The 23761-nt window shown below is 57.5% G+C and carries 25 protein-coding genes and 1 tRNA gene; 20 read left to right on the top strand and 6 right to left on the bottom strand.

Features of this window, described 5'->3' with window-relative positions; translation table 11 throughout:
* Positions 1-70 precede the first annotated feature (70 nt).
* From BM151_RS21760 to BM151_RS05105, 8 genes are all read left to right on the top strand, one after another.
* The gene (locus tag BM151_RS21760) at positions 71-517 is read left to right on the top strand and encodes an HU family DNA-binding protein (protein ID WP_090058483.1); all 447 of its coding nucleotides are present in this window, start codon (positions 71-73) and stop codon (positions 515-517) included.
* Positions 518-668: 151 nt separating this feature from the next.
* Positions 669-743 (top strand) — tRNA-Val (locus BM151_RS05135).
* Positions 744-834: 91 nt separating this feature from the next.
* Positions 835-2412, top strand: coding sequence for a DUF6538 domain-containing protein (locus BM151_RS05130; protein WP_090058480.1), 1578 nt, complete (start codon positions 835-837; stop codon positions 2410-2412).
* Positions 2413-2503: 91 nt separating this feature from the next.
* Positions 2504-3691: a phage portal protein gene (locus BM151_RS05125; protein ID WP_090058477.1), complete on the top strand. Its 1188-nt coding sequence runs from the start codon at positions 2504-2506 to the stop codon at positions 3689-3691.
* Positions 3684-4061: a gene transfer agent family protein gene (locus BM151_RS05120; protein WP_090058475.1), complete on the top strand. Its 378-nt coding sequence runs from the start codon at positions 3684-3686 to the stop codon at positions 4059-4061. The genes BM151_RS05125 and BM151_RS05120 overlap by 8 nt, the downstream gene beginning before the upstream one ends.
* A complete protein-coding gene (locus BM151_RS05115; RefSeq protein ID WP_090058472.1) occupies positions 4058-5590 on the top strand; it encodes a phage major capsid protein in 1533 nt (510 codons plus the stop codon). The genes BM151_RS05120 and BM151_RS05115 overlap by 4 nt, the downstream gene beginning before the upstream one ends.
* 3 nt (positions 5591-5593) lie before the next feature.
* Positions 5594-6229, top strand: coding sequence for a hypothetical protein (locus BM151_RS05110; protein WP_143093044.1), 636 nt, complete (start codon positions 5594-5596; stop codon positions 6227-6229).
* Positions 6222-6563 carry an HNH endonuclease signature motif containing protein gene (locus tag BM151_RS05105; RefSeq protein ID WP_090058468.1) on the top strand — a complete coding sequence of 114 codons (342 nt, stop codon included), beginning with the start codon at positions 6222-6224 and terminating at the stop codon, positions 6561-6563. Before BM151_RS05110 ends, BM151_RS05105 begins: the two co-directional genes overlap by 8 nt.
* Positions 6564-6579: 16 nt before the next feature.
* Here the strand turns inward: BM151_RS05105 and BM151_RS21400 are convergent, their stop codons facing one another.
* Positions 6580-6921, bottom strand: a complete 342-nt coding sequence (locus BM151_RS21400) for a hypothetical protein (RefSeq protein WP_143093043.1) — start codon at positions 6919-6921, stop codon at positions 6580-6582.
* A 187-nt stretch (positions 6922-7108) separates the two neighbouring features.
* On the opposite strand from BM151_RS21400, the gene BM151_RS05095 reads away from it, so the two are divergent.
* The gene (locus BM151_RS05095; RefSeq protein ID WP_090058463.1) at positions 7109-7795 is read left to right on the top strand and encodes a hypothetical protein; all 687 of its coding nucleotides are present in this window, start codon (positions 7109-7111) and stop codon (positions 7793-7795) included.
* A gap of 11 nt (positions 7796-7806) precedes the next feature.
* Here the strand turns inward: BM151_RS05095 and BM151_RS05090 are convergent, their stop codons facing one another.
* Complete coding sequence (locus BM151_RS05090) at positions 7807-8307, bottom strand: hypothetical protein (protein WP_090058460.1); 501 nt, start codon at positions 8305-8307, stop codon at positions 7807-7809.
* Positions 8308-8483: 176 nt separating this feature from the next.
* Positions 8484-8804 (bottom strand): hypothetical protein, encoded by a 321-nt coding sequence (locus BM151_RS05085; RefSeq protein WP_090058458.1) that lies wholly within the window; start codon positions 8802-8804, stop codon positions 8484-8486.
* A 152-nt stretch (positions 8805-8956) separates the two neighbouring features.
* Here BM151_RS05085 and BM151_RS05080 point away from each other — a divergent pair, with 152 nt between their 5' ends.
* The 11 genes from BM151_RS05080 (at position 8957) to BM151_RS05030 (ending at position 17573) form a co-directional block, all read left to right on the top strand.
* Positions 8957-9253 (top strand): head-tail connector protein, encoded by a 297-nt coding sequence (locus BM151_RS05080; RefSeq protein WP_090058455.1) that lies wholly within the window; start codon positions 8957-8959, stop codon positions 9251-9253.
* The gene (locus BM151_RS05075) at positions 9250-9729 is read left to right on the top strand and encodes an HK97 gp10 family phage protein (RefSeq protein WP_090058451.1); all 480 of its coding nucleotides are present in this window, start codon (positions 9250-9252) and stop codon (positions 9727-9729) included. The genes BM151_RS05080 and BM151_RS05075 overlap by 4 nt, the downstream gene beginning before the upstream one ends.
* Positions 9722-10144: a DUF3168 domain-containing protein gene (locus tag BM151_RS05070; protein WP_090058448.1), complete on the top strand. Its 423-nt coding sequence runs from the start codon at positions 9722-9724 to the stop codon at positions 10142-10144. The genes BM151_RS05075 and BM151_RS05070 overlap by 8 nt, the downstream gene beginning before the upstream one ends.
* Before the next feature lie 2 nt (positions 10145-10146).
* A complete protein-coding gene (locus BM151_RS05065; protein ID WP_090058446.1) occupies positions 10147-10461 on the top strand; it encodes a phage head closure protein in 315 nt (104 codons plus the stop codon).
* The gene (locus tag BM151_RS05060; RefSeq protein WP_090058443.1) at positions 10458-10853 is read left to right on the top strand and encodes a phage terminase small subunit P27 family; all 396 of its coding nucleotides are present in this window, start codon (positions 10458-10460) and stop codon (positions 10851-10853) included. The genes BM151_RS05065 and BM151_RS05060 overlap by 4 nt, the downstream gene beginning before the upstream one ends.
* 3 nt (positions 10854-10856) lie before the next feature.
* Positions 10857-12470, top strand: coding sequence for a terminase large subunit (locus BM151_RS05055; RefSeq protein ID WP_090058441.1), 1614 nt, complete (start codon positions 10857-10859; stop codon positions 12468-12470).
* A gap of 18 nt (positions 12471-12488) precedes the next feature.
* Complete coding sequence (locus BM151_RS05050) at positions 12489-14474, top strand: phage tail tape measure protein (RefSeq protein ID WP_090058439.1); 1986 nt, start codon at positions 12489-12491, stop codon at positions 14472-14474.
* 510 nt (positions 14475-14984) lie between these two features.
* Entirely contained in the window at positions 14985-15431 is a 447-nt protein-coding gene (locus BM151_RS05045; RefSeq protein ID WP_143093042.1) for a hypothetical protein, read from the top strand.
* 52 nt (positions 15432-15483) lie between these two features.
* The gene (locus tag BM151_RS05040; RefSeq protein ID WP_090058434.1) at positions 15484-16011 is read left to right on the top strand and encodes a hypothetical protein; all 528 of its coding nucleotides are present in this window, start codon (positions 15484-15486) and stop codon (positions 16009-16011) included.
* 492 nt (positions 16012-16503) lie between these two features.
* Positions 16504-16812: a hypothetical protein gene (locus BM151_RS05035; RefSeq protein WP_143093041.1), complete on the top strand. Its 309-nt coding sequence runs from the start codon at positions 16504-16506 to the stop codon at positions 16810-16812.
* Positions 16812-17573, top strand: a complete 762-nt coding sequence (locus BM151_RS05030) for a hypothetical protein (RefSeq protein WP_090058429.1) — start codon at positions 16812-16814, stop codon at positions 17571-17573. Before BM151_RS05035 ends, BM151_RS05030 begins: the two co-directional genes overlap by 1 nt.
* 241 nt (positions 17574-17814) lie before the next feature.
* Here the strand turns inward: BM151_RS05030 and BM151_RS05025 are convergent, their stop codons facing one another.
* The 3 genes from BM151_RS05025 to BM151_RS05015 all read right to left on the bottom strand — a co-directional run bounded on the left by BM151_RS05025 (position 17815) and on the right by BM151_RS05015 (position 23341).
* Positions 17815-18297, bottom strand: coding sequence for a YHS domain-containing (seleno)protein (locus BM151_RS05025; protein ID WP_090058427.1), 483 nt, complete (start codon positions 18295-18297; stop codon positions 17815-17817).
* Between the two features lie 228 nt (positions 18298-18525).
* A complete protein-coding gene (locus BM151_RS05020; RefSeq protein ID WP_090058424.1) occupies positions 18526-18711 on the bottom strand; it encodes a hypothetical protein in 186 nt (61 codons plus the stop codon).
* Positions 18712-18967: 256 nt separating this feature from the next.
* Positions 18968-23341: an EAL domain-containing protein gene (locus BM151_RS05015; RefSeq protein ID WP_143093040.1), complete on the bottom strand. Its 4374-nt coding sequence runs from the start codon at positions 23339-23341 to the stop codon at positions 18968-18970.
* Positions 23342-23761: the final 420 nt, after the last annotated feature.

The raw sequence follows: 23761 nt of genomic DNA, 5'->3' as shown, positions 1-23761 counted from the left end.
TTGTGAGGGCAAATGACCCCGCAACATCCAGATCGGCGTTTCAGACCGGGACGTCCAGAAAGGGGCTTCCATGGCACCGCGGAAATCCGCATCGAAAGCGACCGGGACGGCAAGAAAAACGCCTCAGCGCAAAGCACCTGCCGCCTCGGCGAAACCGAAACCCGCGCCGCAAAAGACCATCGCCGTGAGCGCCGCTCCCGCGCCGGTCCAAGCGCCCAAAACCAGTGTGGTCGAAACCATGAAAAAGAAAGAGATGATCGAAAAAGTTGCCGAGCTGTCGGGCGTCAAACGCTCCGAGGCCAAAAAGGCGATGGTAGCAACGTTGAAAATCATCGGCGATGCGCTTCAGGAGGGTACGGAGCTCAACCTGCCGCCCCTGGGCAAGATTTCCGTGAATCGCCAGAAAGAGGCGACCGGTGCCCATGTAATCATCGCCAAGCTGCGCCGCTCCAAGGCGATGCTGAACGAGACGCCGGACGCCGAGGACGCGGAGGGCAGCGCCAGCGAAGAGCGCTGAGACCCGTGTCGCGAGGCCGGGATCGGTGCCATCTCTGCGCCGGTCTCCTGCCTGCAAACTCAGGTGCGGAATTTTTCGAAAAACCCTCTTGCGCTCCCGCAAGCCAGAGGCTAGAAACCGCGCCACCGGATCACTGGTGACAGTGACCCTTGGGTGATTAGCTCAGTGGTAGAGCGCTTCGTTCACATCGAAGATGTCAGGAGTTCAAATCTCTTATCACCCACCATCCTATCCCTTTGTAATCAAAGAAAACCCTTGCAAATAAGGGCTTATGTCCGTTTCAAGGTTACAACTTTGGTTACAAACGGGATTTAAAAATGGCCGGAAAAGTTCGTCATTTAGTGAATCGGTCGGGGCGTTATCATGCACGGGTAGTTGTGCCGCAACACCTTCGGGGTTTCTTTAGTAATAAGTGGGAACTGCGAACCCCTCTCGGTGGTGACTACCGCCAAGCGCTCAAGCTTTTGCCGGGTGCCGTGGCGAACCATCAACGCGAGATCGCGGACGCCGAACGAATGTATGCGCAACAGACCGGGCGGAACATTGCGCCTGATCCTCGCTACATCCTGACGCCGCAACAGATCGCGCACAGCCACTACACGCAGCGCCTCGCCTTTGATGACGAACTTAGGAATGATCGCCGATATGCAAACGTTGGTATTGATGATGACCTAGTTTCGCGGCTTCGCAATGCGGTTGCTGGACGTGCCGACGATGCAGAGTTGTCGGAATTGGTCGGCTATCAGGTTGAACGGTTCCGGGCGGCTGGCAACCTCGCTGCGGAGATCGGAAGCGATGAATGGCGTGTGATTGCCCGTGCGCTGTGTAGTGCAGAGCTAGAGGCTTTAGGACGGGTTGCAGAGCGCGACGAAGGCGATTTTACCGGCACACCTAGCGCGCCGATCATTAGAGACGCACAGCCCCCGCAAGACACGCCAGAGCCGGTGAGCATTAAACGCCTTTGGTCTGATTATGTGGCGATGCGCAAACAAGCCGGTTCCATGAAGGATGGGGGCAAGCGCCTCACCACGGTAATTGAGAACCTTCGCAAATTTCTCAAACATGACGACGCGGCCAAAATCACCCGTAAGGACGTGATTGCATGGCGTGACGATCTTCTGAAAAGCAAGTCGGCAACAACCGTGAGCACGGTCTACCTTTCAACGGTGCGCTCGCTGTTGCAGTGGGCGTTTGAGAATGAGCGCCTTTCCGAGAATGTCGCTGCGACGGTGAAGCAAAGCAAGCAAAAACGGGTTGTGACCCGTGAGAAGGGCTACACCGACACGGAAGCTGTTAAGGTGCTCAAAGCCTCTAGGTCATATGAACCAAACGAAGACGCATGGGGCAGGGTTCGCGAAAAGCCGCAATTGGTCGCCGCTAAACGTTGGGTTCCTATCATCTGTGCTTTCACCGGCGCACGGGTCACTGAGATCACACAGCTTCGGAAAGAGGATGTGCGGCAAGAGGGTGACGTCTGGGTAATCCGTATCACGCCAGAGGCGGGCACTGTGAAGGCTGGCGGCTATCGTGACGTGCCTTTGCACCCTCAGATCGTCAAAGAGGGTTTTCCGGCGTTTGTGGAAGCCTCTGGCAATGGTCCCTTGTTCCACAATGGGACCGATCCGGCGAAGTATTTGCAAAAGGCGGTTCGTATCTCGAACCAGCTTTCAGAATGGCTTCGCGCTGAAAAGCTGACGCCTGATGATCTTGCGCAACCAAACCACGCATGGCGGCACCGGCTGAAAACGCAATGCCGTGAGCTTGGTATCTCTGACCGTGTGGCCGATGCAATTCAAGGACACGCCGGAAAGACTGCGGGCGACAACTACGGCGACGTGACGCTTGCGACCAAGGTCAACGCGATCAATCAGCTACCGGCATACGATCTCACCTAAATCTCCTGAAACTTTCTTTCGAACAGGGATTCACATTATGCGCTTAATGGGGTATTATGATACCGTTATTTAGTTCAAGTGTTTTTAGTTCGTGTTTCAAAAAGTCCTTTCAAGATTTACTAAGAAGGCGGTGGGCGTTTCGACGTCCGCCGCTTTCCCCATTTTCAACATTACGCCTTCAATCACTGGTCAGACCGTCACGTCAGAGTCCGCCATGCGCGTTCCTGCGGTGGCCTGTGCGGTCTCTCTGATCTCTGAGACGGTCGGCAGCTTGCCTGTGAAGCTCTATGAGCGCGAGGGTAGGGCGTCTGTTACCGATCATCCCGCGTATAAGCTCATGCACGACGAAGCGAACCCGTGGACGTCTGCGCAAGCTCTTCGCGAGCAACTGACGACCGACGCGCTTCTTTACGGTCGTGGCTGTGCTTTGGTGGTGCGCAACGGCATTGGCGACCCGGTTGAGCTTCACCGCATTGAGCCTTCCGCCTTGCAGATCGAAACAGATAGTTACGGCGAACCCACCTACATCGTGCAACATGCAGACGGTCCGCGCCGCTACACATTCACAGACATTCTACACGTTGAAGCCTTTGGTGGTGTCTCACCGATTGTTCTCGGTCGCGAGGCTATCGGGCTTGCGCTTGCCTTTGAGGCTCATATCGCGCGCCTCTTCGCCAATGGTGGCAAACCCGGCGGCATCATCAAATCCGAGAAAGCCCTTGGTGATGAAGCCAAACGCAATCTGGCGACAAGCTGGACCGCTGCACATGGTTCCGGCAATTCCGGCGGCACGGCCATTCTTGACGAGGGCATGAGCTATGAGGCGGTGACGATGACGCTCACCGACGCACAGTTCGCCGAGAACCGCCTCGAACAAATCCGAGAAATCGCCCGTGTCTTCCGTGTCCCGCCCACGATGCTTTTCGAGCTGACCCGTGGCACATGGTCGAACACCGAAGAAATGGCGCGCCAGTTCCTTCAAGTGACGCTCAAACCGTGGCTGACCAATTGGGCATGGGCTTATGCGCGTTGTCTCCTGACGCCGGAAGAGCGCCGTGAGCTTTATGCGGAGTTCGTGACCGATGATCTCACCACGACCGACACCGCCGCCCGTGCCGCCGCTTACGGCCAATATCGCAGCATGGGTGTCATGACTGCGAATGAAGTGCGGGCAGGGCTGAATTTGCAGCCCCACGCCAACGGCAACGAATTGCAGAACCCTTACACGACAACCGGCGCAATTTCCGCGCCTGAGAAAGAAGACATTTCCAATGAATGAACAGATTACCTACACCGGCTTTTTCGGTGATCGCGACCACGCCTTTTGCCTGACCGATCCCATGCTTGCTGAACTTGAACGGATTACCGGCCTTGGTGTCGGTGCGCTCTATTTCCAGTTCGTGAATGGTGCCTATCCGGTGAACCTTCTCACAGAGGTCATTCGCCTCGGTCTAATCGGTGGCGGTGCTGACCCGGAAGACGCGAAACGTCTCTGTGACGCCTACGCCGCAAACCGTCCGCTGTCTGAGGTCTTCCCGCTCGCATTCGAGATCATGGAAGCCCGTTGGAGCGGTGTGAGCGCCAAAGATGAAGAGACCGAAGTCGCCGCGACCGGTGATCTGGGGGCTTCCCTGAGTGTCGCGGCATGACCGACCGTCTCGAAATCAAAGCCGACCTGAGCGTCACGGACACGGGCGAGATCACCGGCATTGCGTGGCCGTTCGGCTCTGCCGACCGCGTGGGCGATGTGATCGAAAAGGGCGCGTTCTCAGGTCCGAAAACCCTTCCCATGCTCTTCGCTCACGACCAAGCGCAGGTGGTGGGCGTCTGGGATGAACTGACAGAAACCGACGCCGGTTTGACCGTGAAGGGGCGTCTTCTGATCGAAGACGTTGAACGCGCCCGTGAAGTGCGCGCGATGGTAAAATCAGGTGCGATCTCAGGGCTTTCCATTGGGTTCTTCACAAAAGACGCAAAGCGCGTGGGCAAGGGGCGCAAGATTACTGCGCTTGAACTTCACGAAATCAGCATTGTTGCCGTTCCGGCTCATCCGGGGGCGCAGATCACCTCTTTAAAATCTTCAAATTTGAACAAGGAAATTCTCATGGAAAACGAAGACATCGAAACCAATGAGCCGGAAGCCAAAGCGGCACCGGCCAATGCACCGCAAATGGACACCAAAGCTTTCGACCGCGTGAACGCGCGTCTTGACGCTCTGGAAGCCAAATCGAACCGCCCGACCGGCGCACCGGCTATTGTGAACGGTCAGAAGCCCGAACAGAAAGCGTTCGTCTCTTACCTGCAAGGCAACGACGCCGAAAAGAAATCGCTGACCGTTGCGAACGACAATCCGAACTATGTGCTCGCACCGGAAGATACTTCGAGCGAGTTCATTCGCAACCTTGTCGAGTTCTCGCCGATCCGTGGCATTGCCGATGTGCGCACCACCGCGTCCCATACCGTTCTTTTGCCGAAACGGACCTCTGTGACCAATGCCGTTTGGGTTGGTGAAACCGATACCCGCACCGGCAGTGAGCCGACCTTTGATCAAGGTGAACTGGCGATCAAGGAAATGGCGACCTATGTGGACCTGTCGCTTCAACTTGCAGAAGACAGTGCGAACGTTCTCGGTGAGGTCAATCTCGCCCTGTCCGAAGACTTCGGTCAGAAAGAAGCCCTGTCATTCGTGAACGGCAGCACCGCTCTTGAGCCGTCCGGTTTTATGCAAGACACCAATATCGCCGCGACCTCGAACGGTCACGCGACCGACCTCGATGCTGACGCTCTTATCGCGATGATGTATGCGCTCCCGGCGACCTACCGGAACGCCGGGACGTTCGTCATGAACGGCGCGACCCTCGCCACGATCCGCACCATGAAAGACGGCAACGGCAACTATCTGTGGCAGCCGTCCTATCAGTCCGGTCAACCTGAGACGATCCTCGGTCGCCCGGTGGTCGAAGCTGTGGACATGCCTGACGTGGCAGACGGTGCCGAACCGATCATCTTCGGTGACTTCAAACGCGGCTACCGCATTTATGACCGCCTGTCTCTCGCTGTGATGGCCGACCCCTACACAGTGCGCACATCCGGTTTGATGCGTTACCATGCCCGCCGCCGCGTTGGTGCCGGTGTCGTGCGTCCGACTGCGTTCCGTAAGTTGCTCATGGCTGCATAAGCCATGACACCGCTCGCCCGCTTGGAAGAGGTCACAGTTCGTCACGGTGGTCATGTCGTGACTCTGCGACCGACCTTGCGGGCTGCGATGACCCTTGAGCGTTTGTATAACGGTTGGTCGGGCTTTCTCCTTCACTTCGACCAATTCCACTTGAACACGGTGCAAACGCTCATTCGAGCCTCAGCGGTGTCCCACGTTGCCGCTGAGGCTCTTTTGTCTTCTCTGGAGGGTAAACCCCTCAAACAGATCAAGGCGACTCTGGAAGGCCCCTGTGTGGCGCTCCTGAGCAGGTTCCTGAACCCCACCGGCGATGATGAAGGACAGGGCGCAGAGACACCCAAGAAGACCGGCAAAGCGCTCTCATGGTCTGACGCCTACGCAGAGCTTTACCAGATCGGCACGGGCTGGCTTGGCTGGACGCCGCAAGAAACATGGGCGGCAACACCGACCGAGATCACCGAAGCCTTCAAAGGCAAGCTTGCCATGTTGAAAGCCATTCACGGCAGCGCAGAGGAAGACCCCGCACCGCAAGCAAATGATTACACGCCGGAACGCCTGAAAGAGATTGAAGAGCTTGGACACGACCCGGCCTTTGATCGAAACAAGCTGCACGGCCTGAAAGCGAGGCTGAATGCCTAAACCGCCGCACGTCTGTTCCTGCGGTCGCGTGGTGCCGCATGGCGAGCGCTGTGCGTGTCAGATCGCCCGCACCCGCGCCCGGAACAAACGCCACGACCAAAGACGCCCTATGGCGGCTCAGAGGGGCTACAACCACACATGGCGCAAAGCCCGTCTTGAGTTCCTGAAATACTTCCCTGTTTGCGCCCGCTGCGGGTCGCCCGCGACCGTGGTGGATCACATCATTCCACACAAAGGCGACGACCGGCTATTCTGGGATAAGAGCAATTGGCAAGCGCTGTGCAAGCCGTGCCACGACCGGCAGAAGCAACGGGAAGAGCGCGCCCATGTCTGAGCGCGCTATTCGAAATTTAGATGGTGAGTGTATCGACCAGTGTTCCGTCGATAAAGACGTCAACCATGATGTAGCTGGTCATGAACTTCTGCACAGCGGTGGCGCGGGCAACTACCTTGCGACCTTTCCAAGTTCCCTCAAACGTCTGAGACGAGCCGCCGAAAGGTTGCGAGCGCTCATTGATGACGAGTTCATTGTCGATATAGAGCTTGACCTCTTCATCGAACATGCCCGGTGTCATTTTGGCTACAAGTTGAAGCGGTCTGCCATTGTAGTGCGTCATTTCTGGAACGCTTGCTTGTTCGCAGGCGGTAAGCGCAGCAACGGAAATAAAGGCGGCTGTCAGAACTTTTTTCACAGTTTCCCCCGAATGAAATCTAAAGATGAATGTTTCCCACGCGAAATTGCGTGCAGCTTTTCTATGCAGCCGTTCTCTTATCGGCAATCGCGTAAATGTGACCAAATTAAGATGTGTTATTTTATCATCATACGGATTTTCTGGTCTCTTTTTGGAGGTGGTTCGCTCCCATCGAAAGGGAACAGTAATGGCTGAGCGCGATCTCTGGACCGCTGTGCTCTTGCTTGCCGTGGAAGACGCCACATTCGGCATTGGTGGCGAGAGTGGTTCCTCACGAAAAACAAAGCTGCGGATGATCGAAGAGACACGCACATTCCTGACGACCGAGAACGAAGACTTACAAATCGTCTGTGATGGTGCTGATCCGGATATGATGCAGGTGATCGAACACATGCGGAAGCGGATCGCAGAGGCACCGACCGCAGAAGAGCTTTTGGATGGTGTGCAGAAGCGAAAGATTGAGTTCAACGCCAGCCAGCGGAAAGAGCAAGAGAAGCGATCAATCCCGACCTATACGCACAACGGCGAAACCCTGACGCTTGCGGAATGGTCAGAACGCACGGGCCTCAAGGTGAGCACTATTCATGCGCGTCTTGGCCGTGGCTGGCCTCTGGCTAAAGCTCTATCGGTGAGTGTCGAAGATGCACAGGAAGAGGCGCGCCAAGAGGTGCAGGGTCGTGCTTGTCGCGAAGCTCAAAAGAAGACGTGGCGGCGTGGACCGCCAGAATTGACGATTACCCACAACGGCGAGACCTTGACTGTGAAAGAATGGTCTTGGCGCACAGGTATCAACGCCGCGACGATTAAGACGCGCCTTCGGAAAGGTATGCCGACTGAGAAGGTGCTGACGGTGGGTGATTTGCGTAGTGCGTGACGCGATCACTATCACACAACCCAAGCTGAACCCCGTCTTGGTTTCCTTGGCTCTCTAGGGGCGAAATGAAAGAAGTGCGTTGAGTCCGTTTGACAGAATTTTATCTTGTTGTCGCCCTGTAGGTAACTAAAGAGCTTATCCCGGTGAAGACAAACAGGGCAAAGGTAGTGCATCGGCTGGCCGTTCGCTGCGTCCTCGCGAAGCTTAAACACAAGCGCTTCATCTCCGGTTTCATGTAATTCATAACGCGCCTTCTCTCGCTCAAATTCATCTTGTTTTTGAAGGTCTGCACTTAGTGATCGAAGAGCCTCACTGAGCTGCACGTTCATTAGGTTCGCGGCAGTTAGCTGTGAAGCTAGGGTATTCAGTAGCTGAGCCGTTTCGCCCTTGTCTGGTTCTTTGTCAGACGAGATCAAACCTTTGATCGTCTCTGCTGTGGATGCGGCTTTGCCCGTGAGACCAACTGCGCCTGTGGCAAGGCCAATGATCTCGGAAACACTTGTTAGGTCCATTCTGCACGTTCCTCATATGTTCTTTGTCTGATTCATAGTGCTGGAAGGTATGAGGGTGCAATAGGTAACAGTGCCGGGGGTAGTCTTGAACTTTGCCCTATAGCAGAGGACCGGCGGGGGGAGGTTCGCACACGATTTGCGTTAAATAACTTTTTGGATCTTGGTCGTGTGTCTCATCACTTCAACAAGATTTCTACGGTGTAAGGGCCGGTGGCTGGATAGTTCCCAGAAATCGTAAGTTTTTTCCCGGAATGAACCCATTCCCCGAAATCCCTTTTGAAGCCGATTGGCGTCTGTCCTGCGATAAAGCCACCGACCTCTTCAAGAGTTAGGTGTTCAGAAAAGTCGCTAAACAGATCGAAATGGACTGTCATTTCTGCCGAAATAGGATTTGCAGAATTGAGAGATACGTCGGCAGGAAAGTTCCCGCGTCCAAATTGATCTTTTTCGATATGGTTGTCGTTCAGAAATGTAGTGAGGGCATAGCCGTTGGTCATATCTTTTCTCCTCAAGGCTTAAATCAATATCGCGCTAAAAGTTACGCTCATTAAATCTTGAATAGCAATATGTCTGCTATGGCGAACTTCACAATACGTTTAATTTGCTATATGTTAATTTTATTAACATTCTTTAAGCCGATTGATTTTTCATGTCCGTTATCCCTGTGGCCTTGCTCAAAGCCCATTTGAATCTTGAGCACGATCTCGACGACGATCTTTTGACGACCTACCTCGACGCCGCCGAACAGTATGCGACCCGCTACACAGGTAGCTCCTATGTTAACGTCAATTATCCGGATATTCAGCTCGCGGTGCTCATGCTTGCGGGATTTTGGTATGAGAACCGCGAAGCCGCACAAGCTGGCAGCAAAGCCGCTGTGGTGCCGTTCGGGGTCCATGATCTCTTGCAAGCGCATCGCAAGTGGAATGTGGGTGGTGCCACATGACAAGCGATCTCAAAGCACAGTCCAAACGCCTTGCTGCACGTCTTGAAGCCATCCCCTCGGAGATCATTGCAGAGATCAAACCCGCACTGATCGCTTCGGCAAATGATCTCGCCAACGTCGCCAAAGCCCTCGCACCGGAAGACACAGGCGACCTGATCGACTCCATTGAAGTGACCGCGCCCGGTGGTGTCACGCCAGCCTATGCGCAGGGTGGTGGACGTCGCCAAGCAAATGAGAACCAAGCCCTTGTGACGGTCGGTAATCCCGATCAACGCCACGGGCATCTTGTCGAATTCGGCACCGATCCGCACAAGAACGGCGGGCAGTTTGAAGGCACAGACCACCCCGGCACCGACGCACAGCCGTTTCTCTTGCCCGCAATCCGTCTGACGCAGGATCGGAACAAGCGCCGGATCGGTCGCGCCATTGGTAAGGCGGTGCGCAACGCTGCGAAGAACGGGGGCGGCAATGCTTGACCCTGTTCTTGGTTTTCAGACCGCTATTCGCCAGACCTTGATTGCGGCGCCGGATGTGACCGCGCTTGTCGAGCCGAAGAACATTCGTGCCGCTGGTGGTCGCCCTGACAACCTTCCTTCAATCCTGTTTTCCAACGCGGCGACGGATTACCTCGGACGTGCTGGACGATCAAACCGCGCCGCCCGTGTGTCCCTGATCTTGCACATGTGGGCGCAAGAGGATGGCGCAGACACGGCGCACCAGATCGGTGCGGCGGTGTTTGACGCGCTGGAATTTGGTCCGAATGCGAATGGTGAGATTTTCGTGGATGAATGGCACAAGCCGAGTGTGGTTTGGGTGCGTGATCCGCAGCCGAACCTGACGCTCACACATGGCGCAATGAGCCTTGAGGCCGTAATTCGGTGGAAGGTGTGACCATGAAAGCAGGTAATCTTGACCGGCAAGTGAGCTTTGAGCGTAAGGCCGAAGAGATCACAGAGACCGGCGCGACCCTTGAGACGTGGGAAACCTTCCTGACCGTGCGCGCCGAAGTGCGTGACCTCATGGCGGATCAGGTCACGCTTGATCTCGGTGAAGGCGAGAAAGCGACACGGGTCTTTGTGATCCGCTGGACGCCTGCGACGATCACGACCGACGACCGGGTGACATACAAAGGGCAGAGCTATGACATTCGCCAGATTGTCGAGCTTGATCGCCGTGGTGGTCTGCAAATCACAGGGGCAGCGGTATGAGCGCCATACACATGCGCGGCATTAAGCCCGCCCTGACCCCCGACACAGACGCTTTGACGAAGGCACCGACCGCGCCGAAATATCTTAGCGCCCACGCCAAAGCCGAATGGAAGCGGATCATGCCGCAACTGATCGCGCGACGGATCATCACGAAAGCCGATCTTGCGGGCGTGGAAAGTTACTGCATCTCGGTCGGTATCGTGCGCCAGATCGAAGAGGAACGCGCCGCCGCCGGTGGGCATATCGACGTGAAGCTCTTCGGTGTGATGAACCGCGCAGCACAGACCGCACGGCAGTTCGCCAGCGAATACGGCCTCACGCCCACGTCACGCGCCCGGATCGGCTCAAATGCGCCAGAGGATGCGGACGACGACGACCCGCTTGCGGTGTAAGCCATGAGCACGAAGAGCACCTATCCGACATGGGTGACGGACAATTCACCTATTCCCGATCCGATGGGCTTCGGTGAGCGCGCGGTGGAATTCTTGCGGCGTCTGCGGCATCCGGCGAGCACGGCACCAAAACGCGCCTTTCAGCTCGCGCCGTGGCAAGAGCGTATCGTTCGCCGGATTTACGGCCCGCGCAAACCTGACGGGTCGCGGATCGTGAAACAGGTTTTTCTCATGATCCCGCGCGGTAATCGCAAGACCTCGCTGGCTGCGGCGCTCGCACTTCTGCATCTTCTCGGACCTGAGCGGGTAGCGGCGGGTCAGATCATCTTTGCTGCGTCAGACCGTGAACAAGCGGGCATTGGTTTCCGTGAGGCTGCGGAGATTGTGCGCCAAGACAAACGTCTTGAAGGCGTGACCAAGATTTACGACGCCCACAACGCGCCGAAGACGATCAAGAGCGCGTTGGACGGGTCTTCGCTCAAGTCTGTATCCTCGGACGGGCGCGCACAGCACGGCACGACGCCGACCTTTGTGCTCGCCGATGAAATCCACACATGGCGCGGCAATGATCTTTGGGAAGCGCTGCAATCGGGCATGGTGAAGCGGGCAGGTGGCTTGACGGTCATTGCGACAACTGCCGGTCGCGGAAACGAAGGGCTTGCCGCCGATCTCTACAACTATGCGCGCGGTGTTGCCCTCGGTCAGATCGAAAACGAAGAGGTGTTGCCGATCCTGTTTGAGCCGGAAGAGGGCGACCAATGGGACGACGAAGAGGTTTGGCACAAGGTCAACCCCGGCTTGCCTTACGGCTTCCCCGATCTGGACGGGCTGCGGTCTGTGGCGAAGAAAGCGGCGGACAGTCCGAGCGAGCGTTACAGCTTCGAACAATACAACTTGAACCGCTGGTTTGCGAACAGCCGCGACCCGCTCTTTGACTTCGCAACCTATGACGCGCGCCAGTTTGATGACGATCCGGCAGACCTCGAAACCCTGCCGTGTTGGCTTGGGGTTGACCTGTCGCGCTCTGGCGACCTGACCGCCGTTGTCGCGGCGTTCCAACATCCTGACGGGCAGGTGACGTTGAAGCCCACGTTCTTTGTGCCAGGGGAAGACCTGAAAGCCCGATCTGACCGTGATGGGGTGCCGTATCAGGAATGGGCCGATAAAGGGCTCATTCGCCTCTGTGCTGGTCCGATCATCTCGGAAGAGGATGTTGAAGACGAAATTCGCGAGTTGTGCGCGACGTATGACGTGCGCGAAATCGGCTTTGACCCGCACCTTGCGCAACGGATCATGCAACGACTTTACGATGATGGTTTGCCGGTTGTGGAAGTGCGCCAAGGTCCGCTGACGATGGGCGCAGCCGGTGCCGATCTTGAGCGTATCGTGAACGGCAAGCTCATTCGCCACGATGGACACCCGATCTTGCGGCATCACCTCGCGAGCGTGGTCGCTGTCCGCACCGATAGCGGGCTGGTGAAGATGCACAAAGGCAAGAAGACCGACCGCATTGACGGTGCCGTTGCTGCGGCCATGGCGGTCTACCGCCTGACTCTCGGTCAATCCAACATGAGTGCCTACAACGACCCGAATTCGGGCGGACTTTTTACATTTTAAACTAAGAGTATTTGAACAATGACGAATGAACTTCCCGGCCTGATTGTCCCAATTGAGGGGCGTATCGATCGACTTGAAAAGGCACTAGCGAAAGCAAACCGCGCACAGCAAAGATTTGCCCGCGACGCTGAGAGCCGTTCCAAACGCACCGCTGGCAAAATGAACAAGGCGTTTGGCGGTGTGAAATTCTCAGGCGCTGGCGTTGCCGCAGGCGTGACTTTGATCGCCGGGGCCGCGGCAACCGCGATTGCACAGACCCGTGTGCTTGCGCGGGAAGTGGCAACCGTGGGCAATGAAGCCCGCCGTGCCGGTGTGAGTGCCGAAGACTTTCAAATCTGGGCGCACGTCGCAGAGCAAAACCGAATTCCGGTTGATAGCCTGATCGATGGCTTGAAAGAACTCAATCTTCGCGCCGACGAATTCGTCATGACCGGCAAGGGCAGTGGGGCGGATGCTTTTCAACGTCTCGGATACACCGCCGAAGAATTGGCGCGAAAACTCAAAGACCCGTCTGCGCTCATGTCCGAAATTCTCGAACGTCTCGAACAGATGGACAAGGCGGCGCAAATTCGGATCGCTGACGAATTGTTCGGTGGCACCGGCGGCGAGCGCTTTGTTGAACTTCTGGGGCAGGGCGCGCGCAAGATCGAAGAGACCAAACGCGAGGCCGTGAACCTCGGGCTGGTCATGAGTGATGACTTGATTGCAAAGGCTGATATTCTCGACCGGCAATTCACGACCGTTGCGAACACGGTCGGCACGACTTTGAAGTCTGCGATCATCTCAGCGGCCTATTCGCTCTCGGAGTTTATCGACGGGTTCCGGGCGTTCGAAGCGCAGCGCACCGCCACACTTGAAAGCCGCCAAGCCGAAATCATGGCAGAGAAAGCCGGTCTCTATGCGACCGATCAAGAGCAATCGGGTTGGTCTGATCGCAAGCGCTCACGCAGTGGGACACCTTCGGAAATCCTTCAGGAACGCATTGCTGAACTGGACGCGGAAGAAAACAAGATCATCGGTATTTTGAGCCAGCGAAACACCCCGGCTTGGTCGCCCTCGGGTGATGCTTGGACGCCACCAGAGACGCCCGTAGGAGGCACGTCAGGCACCGGACCGGGCGCAGGTGGCGGCGCAGGGTCTCAGGGCGGCTATGAAGGCGCAGTGGCGGCTCTGGAACGCCAGCGCCTTGCCTATGTGGCGGAAGCACAAGCCGCGCAACAGGCGGCGACACAGGCGCAGGGCTACGGTGATGCGGTTGAATATGCCCGTGTGCGTGCGCAGCTTCTGGCAGCGGCTCAGGCGGAAGGCCGTGCGATCACGCCGGAATTGAGTGCCGAGATTGATCGGCTTGCAAAGGCGTATGTCACGGCAGGCATGAATGCGGAGCAGGCCGCGAAGAAACTCGAACAGGTCGAAGGTGCGGGCCAACGGGGTGCAGAGGCTTTGAGTGGAATGTTCATGAGCGTCTTCTCTGGCGCAAAATCTGCCGAACAAGCGGTTCTTGATTTACTGGCGCAGCTCGCACAGGCGGCCATGAACAAGCTCTTGATGCAACTCTTTTCTGGGGCTTTTGGCGGGGTGTCGTCTGCGGTTGGTGGTCTCCTGCCGTTCGCTTCGGGTGGCTACACTGGCGATGGTGGCACGTTTGAGCCGAAGGGTGTCGTGCATGGAGGTGAATTCGTTATGTCGAAGCGTGCGACCGAACGCCTCGGAGTTGCGAACCTCGATGCGCTGCATCGCTCTGCACTTCGCGGTTATGCGAGCGGCGGGTTCGTCGGTGCGGCGAAGGCAAGCAGCCTGTCACAGCCGACCATGAGCGCCGCACCTTCGATCACCATTGCGCCGAATATCAGCGTGAACGCTTCGGGCGGATCGCCGGAAAAGAACCGTGACCTTGCCGCCAAGATCGCCAGTGAGACCGAACGCAGTATGAAAGCGTTGGTCCAGTCCGAAATCACGAAGATGATGCGCCCCGGTGGTGTGTTGCGGCGGTCTGCGGCCTGATTTTCAAAAGTGCGCTGAGAGGCGCCTTAGAGCGCCTGTAGCGGTCTTTCGGTGGGTGTGGACTCGGAAGGCCGCAACGGGCGTCTGGTGACTCTCTGTGAGACTGTGCGCGCGTGCTACCGTGTGGGGCAGGGGTGGCAGAACCGGAACGGCGGGTTTTGGTGCCTTGTGGGGCTGAGCCTGATATGGCCGGGAGAGGGAGGAAGAGTTAGCCGGAGGAGGGTGTTATGAGGATGCGTGTCGTTTTGGACGTAACAAATGTTTCTGCGTATTTCTTGAGTGTTTAATAAATACTAATAATTTATATATATACCTAACAGGCAAGAAATACGCAGAAACATTCCTCCTGTGGCTGTCTAAACACCTTCCTGCGGAATGCGCAGAAACACTTTTCCCCCGGTTTGAAGTGCTCTCAAGAAATACGCAGAAACATTTTTCTCCAAATTTCCGATTGACGCACTAACAGTTAACTGTTAACTTATATCTGAATTTAGTAATAAGGAATACCCTATGAGTAACCACATTCGTCTTCCCGGTGAACGCGTTGAACAACTTCGCATGATCGCGGAAGCCAAAAACAAAACCATTTCCGAGGTGATCGGCGATTACGTCCGCAGCGAGATCGAAGCGGGAACAATCCCGGCTGACATTCCGGGCGTGGACGTCGCCAAGTCTGAGGATGGTATCAAGATCGTCGCGGGCGATATGGAAGCGCTCATTCCGATGGGTGAGGGGCCGACCGTCGCCGAGGTCTTGGCGTCTGCCGGTTCTTTCACTGCGAAGGATATTGAGCGCAAGAAACGCTGGATCGAAGGTGCTGCGGCTTTGAGTGGTATTGAGGTGAAGCGCGCAGGGAACGGCCTCAAACTGGTCTCGCCGATCACGAAGAAAGAATACCCGCTCAATCTCGACGTGGCGACCGATCTGGCAAATGTGATCGAAGAGGCCGCAAAATAAGAAAAGAGGCGAGCGCGGGAACGCTCACCTCTTTGATAACTTGGTGTAGGAAATGAATAGCAAAAATAGCGACGACACACAAGGTCGTTCCAACCTTAAACCGCAACAGCGTGACCTGATCAGAAACACGCGAGCGAAGATCAAGCAAGAGAACGCAGACCTCCATTCAGCGCGTAATGCGAGGCGGTGGAAGGCCGAGCGCGATCCGCAAGAATACGAGGCGCAAAAGCAGAGGCAGCGGGCCGAATATGCTGCTGAGAACGGTGGTGTCGTTCGGTCGTATGAGAAGATCGAAGGTAAGACGAGAGACGAGCACGACGAGAATGCGAAAAAGCGTCACGCCGAAAAAGAGCAGAAGCGCTATGGCAATCTCTCGCCGGAGGAAAAGCAGGCGAAATCTGATCAGAGTAGCGACAACCGATTTAGGCGTGAGAAGAAAAAGGCGGGCTGGTCCGAAGAAAGGATTCAGGCTGCGTTGGTGATTAAGCAAGAGGCGCGCCAGAAAAAGCGCGAAGCCAAGGCGCAAGCCGATGCGGAACAAGCGGCACTCGAAGCGCAAAAGAACTATGGCATGTTCTGATGTTTGGCTATTTTGTGAAGTGACTAAGTGCTTACTTACTTTATCCAATAAAATCATACATTTAGGTGATTTTCTGTCTTGCTCTCGGATTCCGCGCAGGTTTAGAATCTATCCATATCGAAACCGATTTGGAGCAGACGAAATGCAGAACCATTACCTTCCCGACACCGCGTGGTTTGAACTTGCGGCGAACCTTGCGAGCGCAGCCACGCACCCGATTGACCCGGAAACCGCGATCAAAGAGGCGTTGGCGTCTGCCGGGATCATGCCGGAAATGTGTCGTGAGGATTGTGAGGTGTTGGCTGCCTAAAATTTAATCCCAAAAGTCAGGTGACGCTACGTCATGTGCCAAATTGGCAAAATGCCAACGGCATAATTCTTGCGTTCGTGTCAGTGAAAAAGGTAAGAACAGCGATTTTGATTCGCTGCTCTTAAACCCTGCCGGTGTTGCAGCACCGGTTTAATCAAAGCTCAATCTAAGGAGTATTAGCAGTGAGCACTAATATCGAATATCGCAATTATCCTAACGAAGCAATGTCTAAGAGGAAGATGCTTCAAAAGTTGGCAGAAGGTTATTTGCACATGCCTGAAAGTGGGCAAGCCGTCCAAATGCTCAGTGAGTTTTTGGCGCGCTTCTCGGATGATCATAGCGAAATGTCTCATGACGCTAATGGCTACGTTGTGGACACTCTTGGTGCCGCTGATTTCAAACAGTGGCTTGATGAGGGTCGGACCCATGCCAGCTTCGCGCGGCTTTTTCTTGGTCGTGGTGAGGGCGAAGTGAACGGGGAGGGGGCATAATGGCTCTGGATACGCTTACAAACTCTCTGATTGATGGCGCGGCGGCACAAACAGTGTCCGGCATTACCACAGGCTATACGGAATTTGATCGTCACCTGTATCATGGTGGGTGGGGCCGCAAAGAGCTTTCCTGCCTTCTTTGCAATGATGGTTTCGGAAAGTCTCTCGCACTCGGAGATATGGCCAAGAATGCAGTTCAGGCTGGCTTCAACGTTCTTTATGTCGCTCTTGAAGTGGCAAAAGAGATCGTCGCTAGGCTCATTGATAACATGCCCGATGAGACCGTGAGTGATGCGAGTGAATGCGGTATTCTGAAGGTTGTTGATTTTCCTCTTAATGAGTTGACGGCGGGCGCATTGGATGCTGCGCTTGTCGGTTGCCAAATGGCTGGAACCGAATTTGATTTGATTGTCGTGGATTGTCCCGAATTCATGGCTTCGGAAGGCGGTGCTACTTATCGCGGCTTGAAGCGTCTGGCGCAGAAGTGGAACGCTGCGGTATTGCTGACTGTTTCGCCGAACCGGGATGGTGCCAAGTCTTTGACAATGAGGGTGACAGATATTGGCTGCAATTGGTCCAACGTGAATTTGTTCGACGTTCTTCTTTCGTTGAACGCGACAGAGGCGGAAGAACAAGCTGGCGAGGCGCGTCTCTATTGGGCGCTCTCGCGCAATACTTCCGCTGAGACATTCAGTCTTAGGTTCAAGCAAGATCGCGATAAGCTTCAATTCTTTACCGATTTTATCGGGAAGGAATACTAATAGCCAATGTTTTGGGCGAGGTGCTTCGGTGCCTCGCCTTTAATTTTGCCCACAGTTGACGCTACGTCATCTGGTCCGTTTTGTGGGCGGTAACATGGTTACAAAATGACTTGTAAGTAATTGAAATCATTAACTCGGGGCAAAATTCAAATCTCTTATCACCCACCATCGGTTTTCAGAAACGCGTCCCTTGCGGGGCGCGTTTCGTCTTTTGGCCTGGTGTCAGCCGGGACCGGGAGGGTTACAGGCTGCCGACCGCCTTGTGCTGGATCGAGGGCCACATCTCTTCTGCCTTGCGCAGGGTCTCCTCCGGGTTTTTCTTATAGGTCTCGAACACCGCAGCGTTGACGAACAGGTAGAGCTTGCCGTCGACGATATCGGCATAGCGCGGATCGCCGTCGAGCTTCTTGCCGATGGCGATGGCAAAGGCACAGAAGCCGCCATATTGCGGAATATAGGCTTCGGGATCGGCGCTGAATGTCTTCGCGGTGATCTCGGAGGCGAAATAATAGGCCACGCCGTCATGTTCGACCACATGGGTGGCGTCGCCGATTGCCATGGCGTTGAGCGTGGTCAGTGCGACGGGGTCAAAACCGCGCAGGCCCAGCGGTGTGCCTTCGAGCGAATAGCCGGTCGAGACGTTGTATTCATCCTCGGCGAAGCCCGGCGCCGCGAAGCTGAGAAAGGCGAGGGAGGCGAGGCAGAGGGTGGTCTTGGTGATCATGGTCTGTGTCCTTTGAATAGTGCCAATGGCTGGCGGTTTCCCGCGGCGACATGCCGTCGGGATCGGGAGATCCGGCGCCGCGCGGGCTGCGGGCGTCCGGAAATTCGCAATCTTGCAGAGGTGGAGGCGCCTGTGCCGCGGTGGGCGAAACCCGGTGCTAGTAACAGCGCCCTGTACCGCGCCCTGTACCGGGCTCTGTATCGGGCCCTGTATCGGGTCCTGATCGGGCTAGGCGGTCGCCATGGCGACGGCGAGGGGGATCCGTAACGGATCGGGCAGGATCTCCTGCGCCGTGAGGGAGCCACGTCCCAATCCGACGATCATCGCGGCCAGGCTGACGACCGTGACGGTCACGCCGGCGCCCAGGAGCGCGGTGATGAGGAGCGGGGCGAAGGTCTTGAAGGGTCTTTGCATGTCTGTCCTCCCGGTGAGGGCGCGCCACGGGCGACGGGCGTCGCGCGGGCGGGGGTTACGTCTCTCGTCGTTTCTCCCCGGGACAGTAGGTCTTTCCATAAATCGGCGGTATTGGGTAAATGTGAAACTCTTCCTTCCGGAAACTGGAAGTCATTTCGCGATGGCTCCGCCCGATGCGACGCGGCCGCGAAGAGAAATTCGCGGTCTTTGGCGTCATCCGGAAACAGGGCCAGCGCAGACCGTGCCGCGCGGGGGCTCAGTCGGTTTCCGCACTTTCGGTGTGCTGCGCGCCGAGAGCGGCAGGGTCGGGGTAAAGGTGATTGGCTTCGGTGGCGGGCATCGGACGGGCATAGAGGAAGCCCTGATGTAGGTGCAGCCCCATGTCCAACAGCATCTTGCGCTGTGCCGTGGTTTCCACCCCTTCGGCGATGATCTCGAATTCGAGCGCATCGGCGAGATAGATGATCGAGCGCAGCGCCTCGCGCGAGCGCCGGTCGGTGACGATCCGGTCGATCAGGGATTTGTCGATCTTGACGATATCGATCGGCAGATGGGTCAAACGGTTGAGGTTCGAGGCCTCCTTGCCGAAATCATCCAGCGCGATGAGGAAGCCGTGATTGCGCAGAATGGCGATCTCGGTCATCGCCTGATCCATGTCGATCCGGTCGGTGATCGCGTCCTCGCAGATCTCGAGCACCACCCGATGCCGGCCGGTCAGCATCGCGTTGAATTCGCGGATCATCGACTTGGCCGCGCCGGGGAAGGAGAGCGCCTCGAGCCGGGTGTTGAAACTGACGTAACAGCCGGGGCTGGCCTCGAGCCGATTGAGCAGGCTGGCGCGCAACTGTCCGGGCACTTCGGCGAAGTCCTCGGCCAGAAGCACGTTTTGCAGCTGTGGCAGGAAATGCCGCGGCGACATCACCTCGCCCGAGGGGCGTTCCCAGCGCATCAGCGCCTCGAAGCCCACGACCGTCTCGTCGCGGGCATCAAAGATCGGTTGGACATATTTGACGATCTCGTCGCGCTTGAGCGCGGTGATGATGTCCTGATGGCTGGTCAGCATGCCGGTCTGGCGCAGCCGCTCGGAGAAGCTGTCATCGGCCACGACGATCTTGTTGCGCCCGTCCGCCTTGGCTTCCCTGAGCGCCCAGTCGGCCCATTTGATCGCCTCTTCGAGCCCGCCGTCGCGCTCGAGCCGGATCAGGCCGACGGAGACGGTGCGCGAAATCGGCCCCGAGGAGGTGCTGACAGAGACTTCTGCGATCGCGGCGGCAAGCTCCTCGGCGAATTTGCGGCTTGGCCTGCCCTGCGTGGCCGGGCGGATGATGGCGAATTCCTCGCCGCCGATCCGGCTTGCGCCATAGCCCGGTTTGCCGGTCATCTCGCTGAGCACCCTGGCGATCTTGCGCAACAGCTCGTCGCCGGCCTCATGGCCATAGGCATCGTTGACGCTCTTGAAGTGATCGACATCGATCATGAACAGATCGACGTCACGGCGGCGTTTGCCATCGGCGAAGAGATGTTTGAAGCCGCGCCGGGACAAAAGTCCGGTGAGCTCGTCATGGGCCACCAGATGTTCGAGTTTCTGACGCGCCAGAGAGACTTCGGTGATGTCGACCACCATGATGATGTTGAGCCAGTTGTCCTCATTCTGTTCAATGACGCTGCGCAGTTCGACGATCCGGCGTTCCCCGGATTTCGTCAGCAGTGACAGGGTGTTGGACATGGTCTCCTTGCCGCTGACATTGGCGAGAACATGGCGCCGGAAGCTTTTCGAGCGGGCGTGGTCGTCTTCGGGGATGAAGTCCAGAAGATCGCGGCCGAGGGTTTCTTCGCGCGTGTAGCCGAAATGCGCGGTCCAGGCATCCGAGGTGGATTGAATGCGCCAGTCGCGATCCTGGGAAATCACGATGGCGGCATTGCGGTTCAACAGCGTCTCGGTCAGGCTGCGCTGCGCCTCGAGCTCGGTCACATCCGAGAAGAGCACGACATATTTCGGCTGTTCGCCAAAGGCCTGCGGGTCGATCACACGGCGCTCTGCGGTCATTTTCAACACCCGGCCGGATTTGGTGGTGAATTCGAGCACCTTGCTGGGCGGCGGGGTGAAAGCGTCTCCCAGGGACCGCATCTTGTCGACAAAGCTCCGCGATTGTGTCGTGGTCAGATCGGCCATGTCCTTGCCGAGCATCTCGGCCCGGGAATAGCCCAGGAGCTTGCACAGCGCCGGTGCGATATCGAGGGTGAGGCGCGCGCTGTCCTGCACCAGGAGAAGCGCCGGGCCTTCTTCCAGCGTCAGCTTGTAGAGACGGCTGTTGCGGCTGATCTCCGTCGTATCGGTGATCTGGATGATATAGAATTGCGCCATGCCCGGGGTCTTGGCCCGATGAATGGCCGCGAGCGCCTTGCGCATGGAGCCGTCGCGGCGCCGGAGGTCGATCTCGAGTGTGAGATTCTTGTCCGGCGCATGGCGCAGGAATTGCCGCATCGACTGGATGGTCTGCTCGGGCAGGCGCAGGAAACCGGCATCGGTCGGGGTGCGGCCGATGATCTCTTCGCGCGGCGCGCCGAGATAGGCACAGATCCGGTCGGAGGCGGTGGAAATGCGATATTGCGAATCCAGCGTGATCATCATCGACGGGCTGTTCTCGAGCAATTCGGTGCGCAGCAAGCGGTCGCGGGTGCGCTGTTGCTTGTAGGCGCCGGCGACGGCGACGAGGCTCGAGGCCAGGATCACCAGAAAGGAATTCTCGAAATAGCTTTGCTGCGAATTCAGCGCGGCGCCGAAGAGCAGGGCGGAGGAGACGATGAAATTGGCGAGGCCGATCTGCAGAAGGGTCGGCAGGGTCAGGGTGGTGAGCGGCAGCAGCATGCCCAGCACCACGGCCAGAACCGGTGAGGCCCCGAAGTCCTCGAATGGAAAGCGCCCGGCCACGAAGGCGAGCGCTGAGAGCATCAGGGTCAGGGGGATGGCCGGGAAAATCGGTCGGGCCGTGGTGGTCAGCCCGAAATGCATTTTCCAGATCAGCCCGATGAAGAGTGGCGCGAGCAGGCTGAAGCCGGTGAGATTGGTCAGCCAGTCGGATTGCACCTCGGCGCCGGGGCGGAATTCTCCCATCATGCCGAGCGCGGCATCGTCGAGCAGAGAGATCAGGAAATAGGAGAACAGCGCCGAGAGCAAAAAGCCGATGATGGCTTGCGGCCGGCTGTCGAAATGCACCACCCGGCGTTCGACCAGCGAGACCTCGAGAGTCTGGGCGGCGATCGCGGCAATGGCCCCGGCGATGGCACTGTCGAACAGCGAGCTGGCAAAGGCGACCGGCGCCGGCGCCCCAAGGGTGAACCGCGCCAGGATCAGTGCCACGGTTCCGACAAGGAACTGTCCGCGCCATTTCTCGATCGGTGTCAGCAGGAGATAATAGGCCAGAACGGGCACCGCCCACCAGATCACAGTCAGCTCGGGGATCAGGCGCTGGAAGAGCAGTTCCGGCAAGACGCTGACGGCATAGAGCACCAGCCCGACCCAGAGAAACCGTTGCAGATAGCTGGCCTGAAAGACCAGCCAGTGATGAAAGCGCAGCGGTCGCGGCAACCGCGCCGTCTGGCCGGAGAGATCGTCATCGACGGCATGAAGCTTGCTGTCGTCCTCGGCCTGCGTCTTGGCCTGCGCCTGAGCCTGAGCCTGAGCCCGAACTTGAACCAGGGTCTGGGCATGCGGCAGCGGCGCCGGGGCGGGCGCCGTGAGCGCGCCTTCGAGAACGTCTCGCCGCGCTGTTGCAGAGGGCTGGGGCGGGCGTCGCGAGGGGGCGGGCGCCAAGCCGGCTGCGGCGCGCTCCAGCGGGCGCAGAACCTGTTCTGCAAGGAAGACCGCGAGCAGGGTCGAGAGGATGAACAGGGGGATCTCGTAGCCGCTCCAGCTGCTGAACCAGAAATCGGACAACATCCGCAAGCCGATGGCGCCGAGCACCAGCGCCAGCAGCGTGTCGATCCGCGGGGTCTCTGGCGTGTGCAACAGGTTCATGGCGCGCGACAGCGGTACCGACAGGCCGACAAGCCCGAGGAACAGGAAGGCTTCGGTGGCGGTAAAGGCAGAGGGCGGCAGGTCGGTATGGACGAAGGCCGCGCCGAGTCCGGCCAGCGCCGTCGCCGTGATGGTGGCGAAGATCGTCAGGCTCAGCCAGGCGCCAATCCGGCGTGACCGCCCGAACAGGGGCACCATCGACAGCAGCAGGAAGCACCCGAGGGTCACCAGGCTGACATGCGGTGTGTCGGCGACGCTGCCGATCAGCCAGCGGCTTGCCCCCAGCGGCTGCCCCTGAAAATCCGCCAGCCGCAGGATGATCAGCACCAGGCACAGCGGCGCACCATAGGCCAGATAGGGGGTGCGGCGGTGATGGCCTCTGGCGCTGTTGCGCAACAAAAGCGCGAGATCGATGGTGACGGCGGCCATGGTCAGAAGCACGGTGGGATGCACCAGGCCGAGAAAGGCGAGGGGCAATGTCTCACCGGTCCAGAAATGCGCCACGCCCTGCATCATCATCAGGAAGATCATTGGCCCGAGCAGATTGAGCAGGACCCGATCATGGTCTCTGCGCGGCTTCGGTGTCGCTGCTGGCTCTCCTGTGTTTTTCACAGTTTTTTTCCGCCTGGAGGAAGGGTGAGGGACGTCGATGTTCCCAAAAGAGGGTCGGTGCGGGCCAAATCGTCTGTCGGAAGGCAATTCCTAAATAACTAATTAACATCGTGGCTTACGCTTTGCAAAGTGACTTCTAGGTTGAAAGGGCAACATTCTGCTCTCCCTTTGCGGGCAAAAGCTGTGTCAAACTGGCTTTTTGGACAGGGGCAATGGTTTCCGGCGGATTGCTTTTGGCCTCGGCGGCTCGATATCGCGCGCTGCGCCGGTCCTCTGCCGACCCTTTCGCGGCGAGAATGGGGCCAGAATCCCGCGGAACGCGCGGGCAAAATACAGGCGACTTAAACGAATCTTCATTCCTTCTCTGCATGGATCATTGGGACGAGGGCCTCTGTGCCCGCCTGTTGATCAATATTTGTC

This window comes from Celeribacter neptunius, assembly GCF_900113955.1.
Classification (GTDB): Bacteria; Pseudomonadota; Alphaproteobacteria; order Rhodobacterales; family Rhodobacteraceae; genus Celeribacter; species Celeribacter neptunius.
The sequence above is the reverse complement of the archived record's forward strand: the minus strand, read 5'-3'. Positions and strand labels throughout refer to the sequence as shown.

Bases quoted from the DNA above. Each gene is read 5' to 3' on its own strand.
- BM151_RS05060 (WP_090058443.1), top strand. From the start codon at position 10,458: ATGAGCGCCATACACATGCGCGGCATTAAGCCCGCCCTGACCCCCGAC.
- BM151_RS05040 (WP_090058434.1), top strand. From the start codon at position 15,484: ATGAATAGCAAAAATAGCGACGACACACAAGGTCGTTCCAACCTTAAA.
- BM151_RS21760 (WP_090058483.1), top strand. From the start codon at position 71: ATGGCACCGCGGAAATCCGCATCGAAAGCGACCGGGACGGCAAGAAAA.
- BM151_RS05105 (WP_090058468.1), top strand. From the start codon at position 6,222: ATGCCTAAACCGCCGCACGTCTGTTCCTGCGGTCGCGTGGTGCCGCAT.
- BM151_RS05025 (WP_090058427.1), bottom strand. From the start codon at position 18,297: ATGATCACCAAGACCACCCTCTGCCTCGCCTCCCTCGCCTTTCTCAGC.
- BM151_RS05070 (WP_090058448.1), top strand. From the start codon at position 9,722: ATGCTTGACCCTGTTCTTGGTTTTCAGACCGCTATTCGCCAGACCTTG.
- BM151_RS05110 (WP_143093044.1), top strand. From the start codon at position 5,594: ATGACACCGCTCGCCCGCTTGGAAGAGGTCACAGTTCGTCACGGTGGT.
- BM151_RS05055 (WP_090058441.1), top strand. From the start codon at position 10,857: ATGAGCACGAAGAGCACCTATCCGACATGGGTGACGGACAATTCACCT.
- BM151_RS05045 (WP_143093042.1), top strand. From the start codon at position 14,985: ATGAGTAACCACATTCGTCTTCCCGGTGAACGCGTTGAACAACTTCGC.
- BM151_RS05065 (WP_090058446.1), top strand. From the start codon at position 10,147: ATGAAAGCAGGTAATCTTGACCGGCAAGTGAGCTTTGAGCGTAAGGCC.
- BM151_RS05130 (WP_090058480.1), top strand. From the start codon at position 835: ATGGCCGGAAAAGTTCGTCATTTAGTGAATCGGTCGGGGCGTTATCAT.
- BM151_RS05050 (WP_090058439.1), top strand. From the start codon at position 12,489: ATGACGAATGAACTTCCCGGCCTGATTGTCCCAATTGAGGGGCGTATC.
- BM151_RS05120 (WP_090058475.1), top strand. From the start codon at position 3,684: ATGAATGAACAGATTACCTACACCGGCTTTTTCGGTGATCGCGACCAC.
- BM151_RS05090 (WP_090058460.1), bottom strand. From the start codon at position 8,307: ATGGACCTAACAAGTGTTTCCGAGATCATTGGCCTTGCCACAGGCGCA.
- BM151_RS05080 (WP_090058455.1), top strand. From the start codon at position 8,957: ATGTCCGTTATCCCTGTGGCCTTGCTCAAAGCCCATTTGAATCTTGAG.
- BM151_RS05020 (WP_090058424.1), bottom strand. From the start codon at position 18,711: ATGCAAAGACCCTTCAAGACCTTCGCCCCGCTCCTCATCACCGCGCTC.
- BM151_RS05095 (WP_090058463.1), top strand. From the start codon at position 7,109: ATGGCTGAGCGCGATCTCTGGACCGCTGTGCTCTTGCTTGCCGTGGAA.
- BM151_RS05085 (WP_090058458.1), bottom strand. From the start codon at position 8,804: ATGACCAACGGCTATGCCCTCACTACATTTCTGAACGACAACCATATC.
- BM151_RS05075 (WP_090058451.1), top strand. From the start codon at position 9,250: ATGACAAGCGATCTCAAAGCACAGTCCAAACGCCTTGCTGCACGTCTT.
- BM151_RS05115 (WP_090058472.1), top strand. From the start codon at position 4,058: ATGACCGACCGTCTCGAAATCAAAGCCGACCTGAGCGTCACGGACACG.
- BM151_RS05030 (WP_090058429.1), top strand. From the start codon at position 16,812: ATGGCTCTGGATACGCTTACAAACTCTCTGATTGATGGCGCGGCGGCA.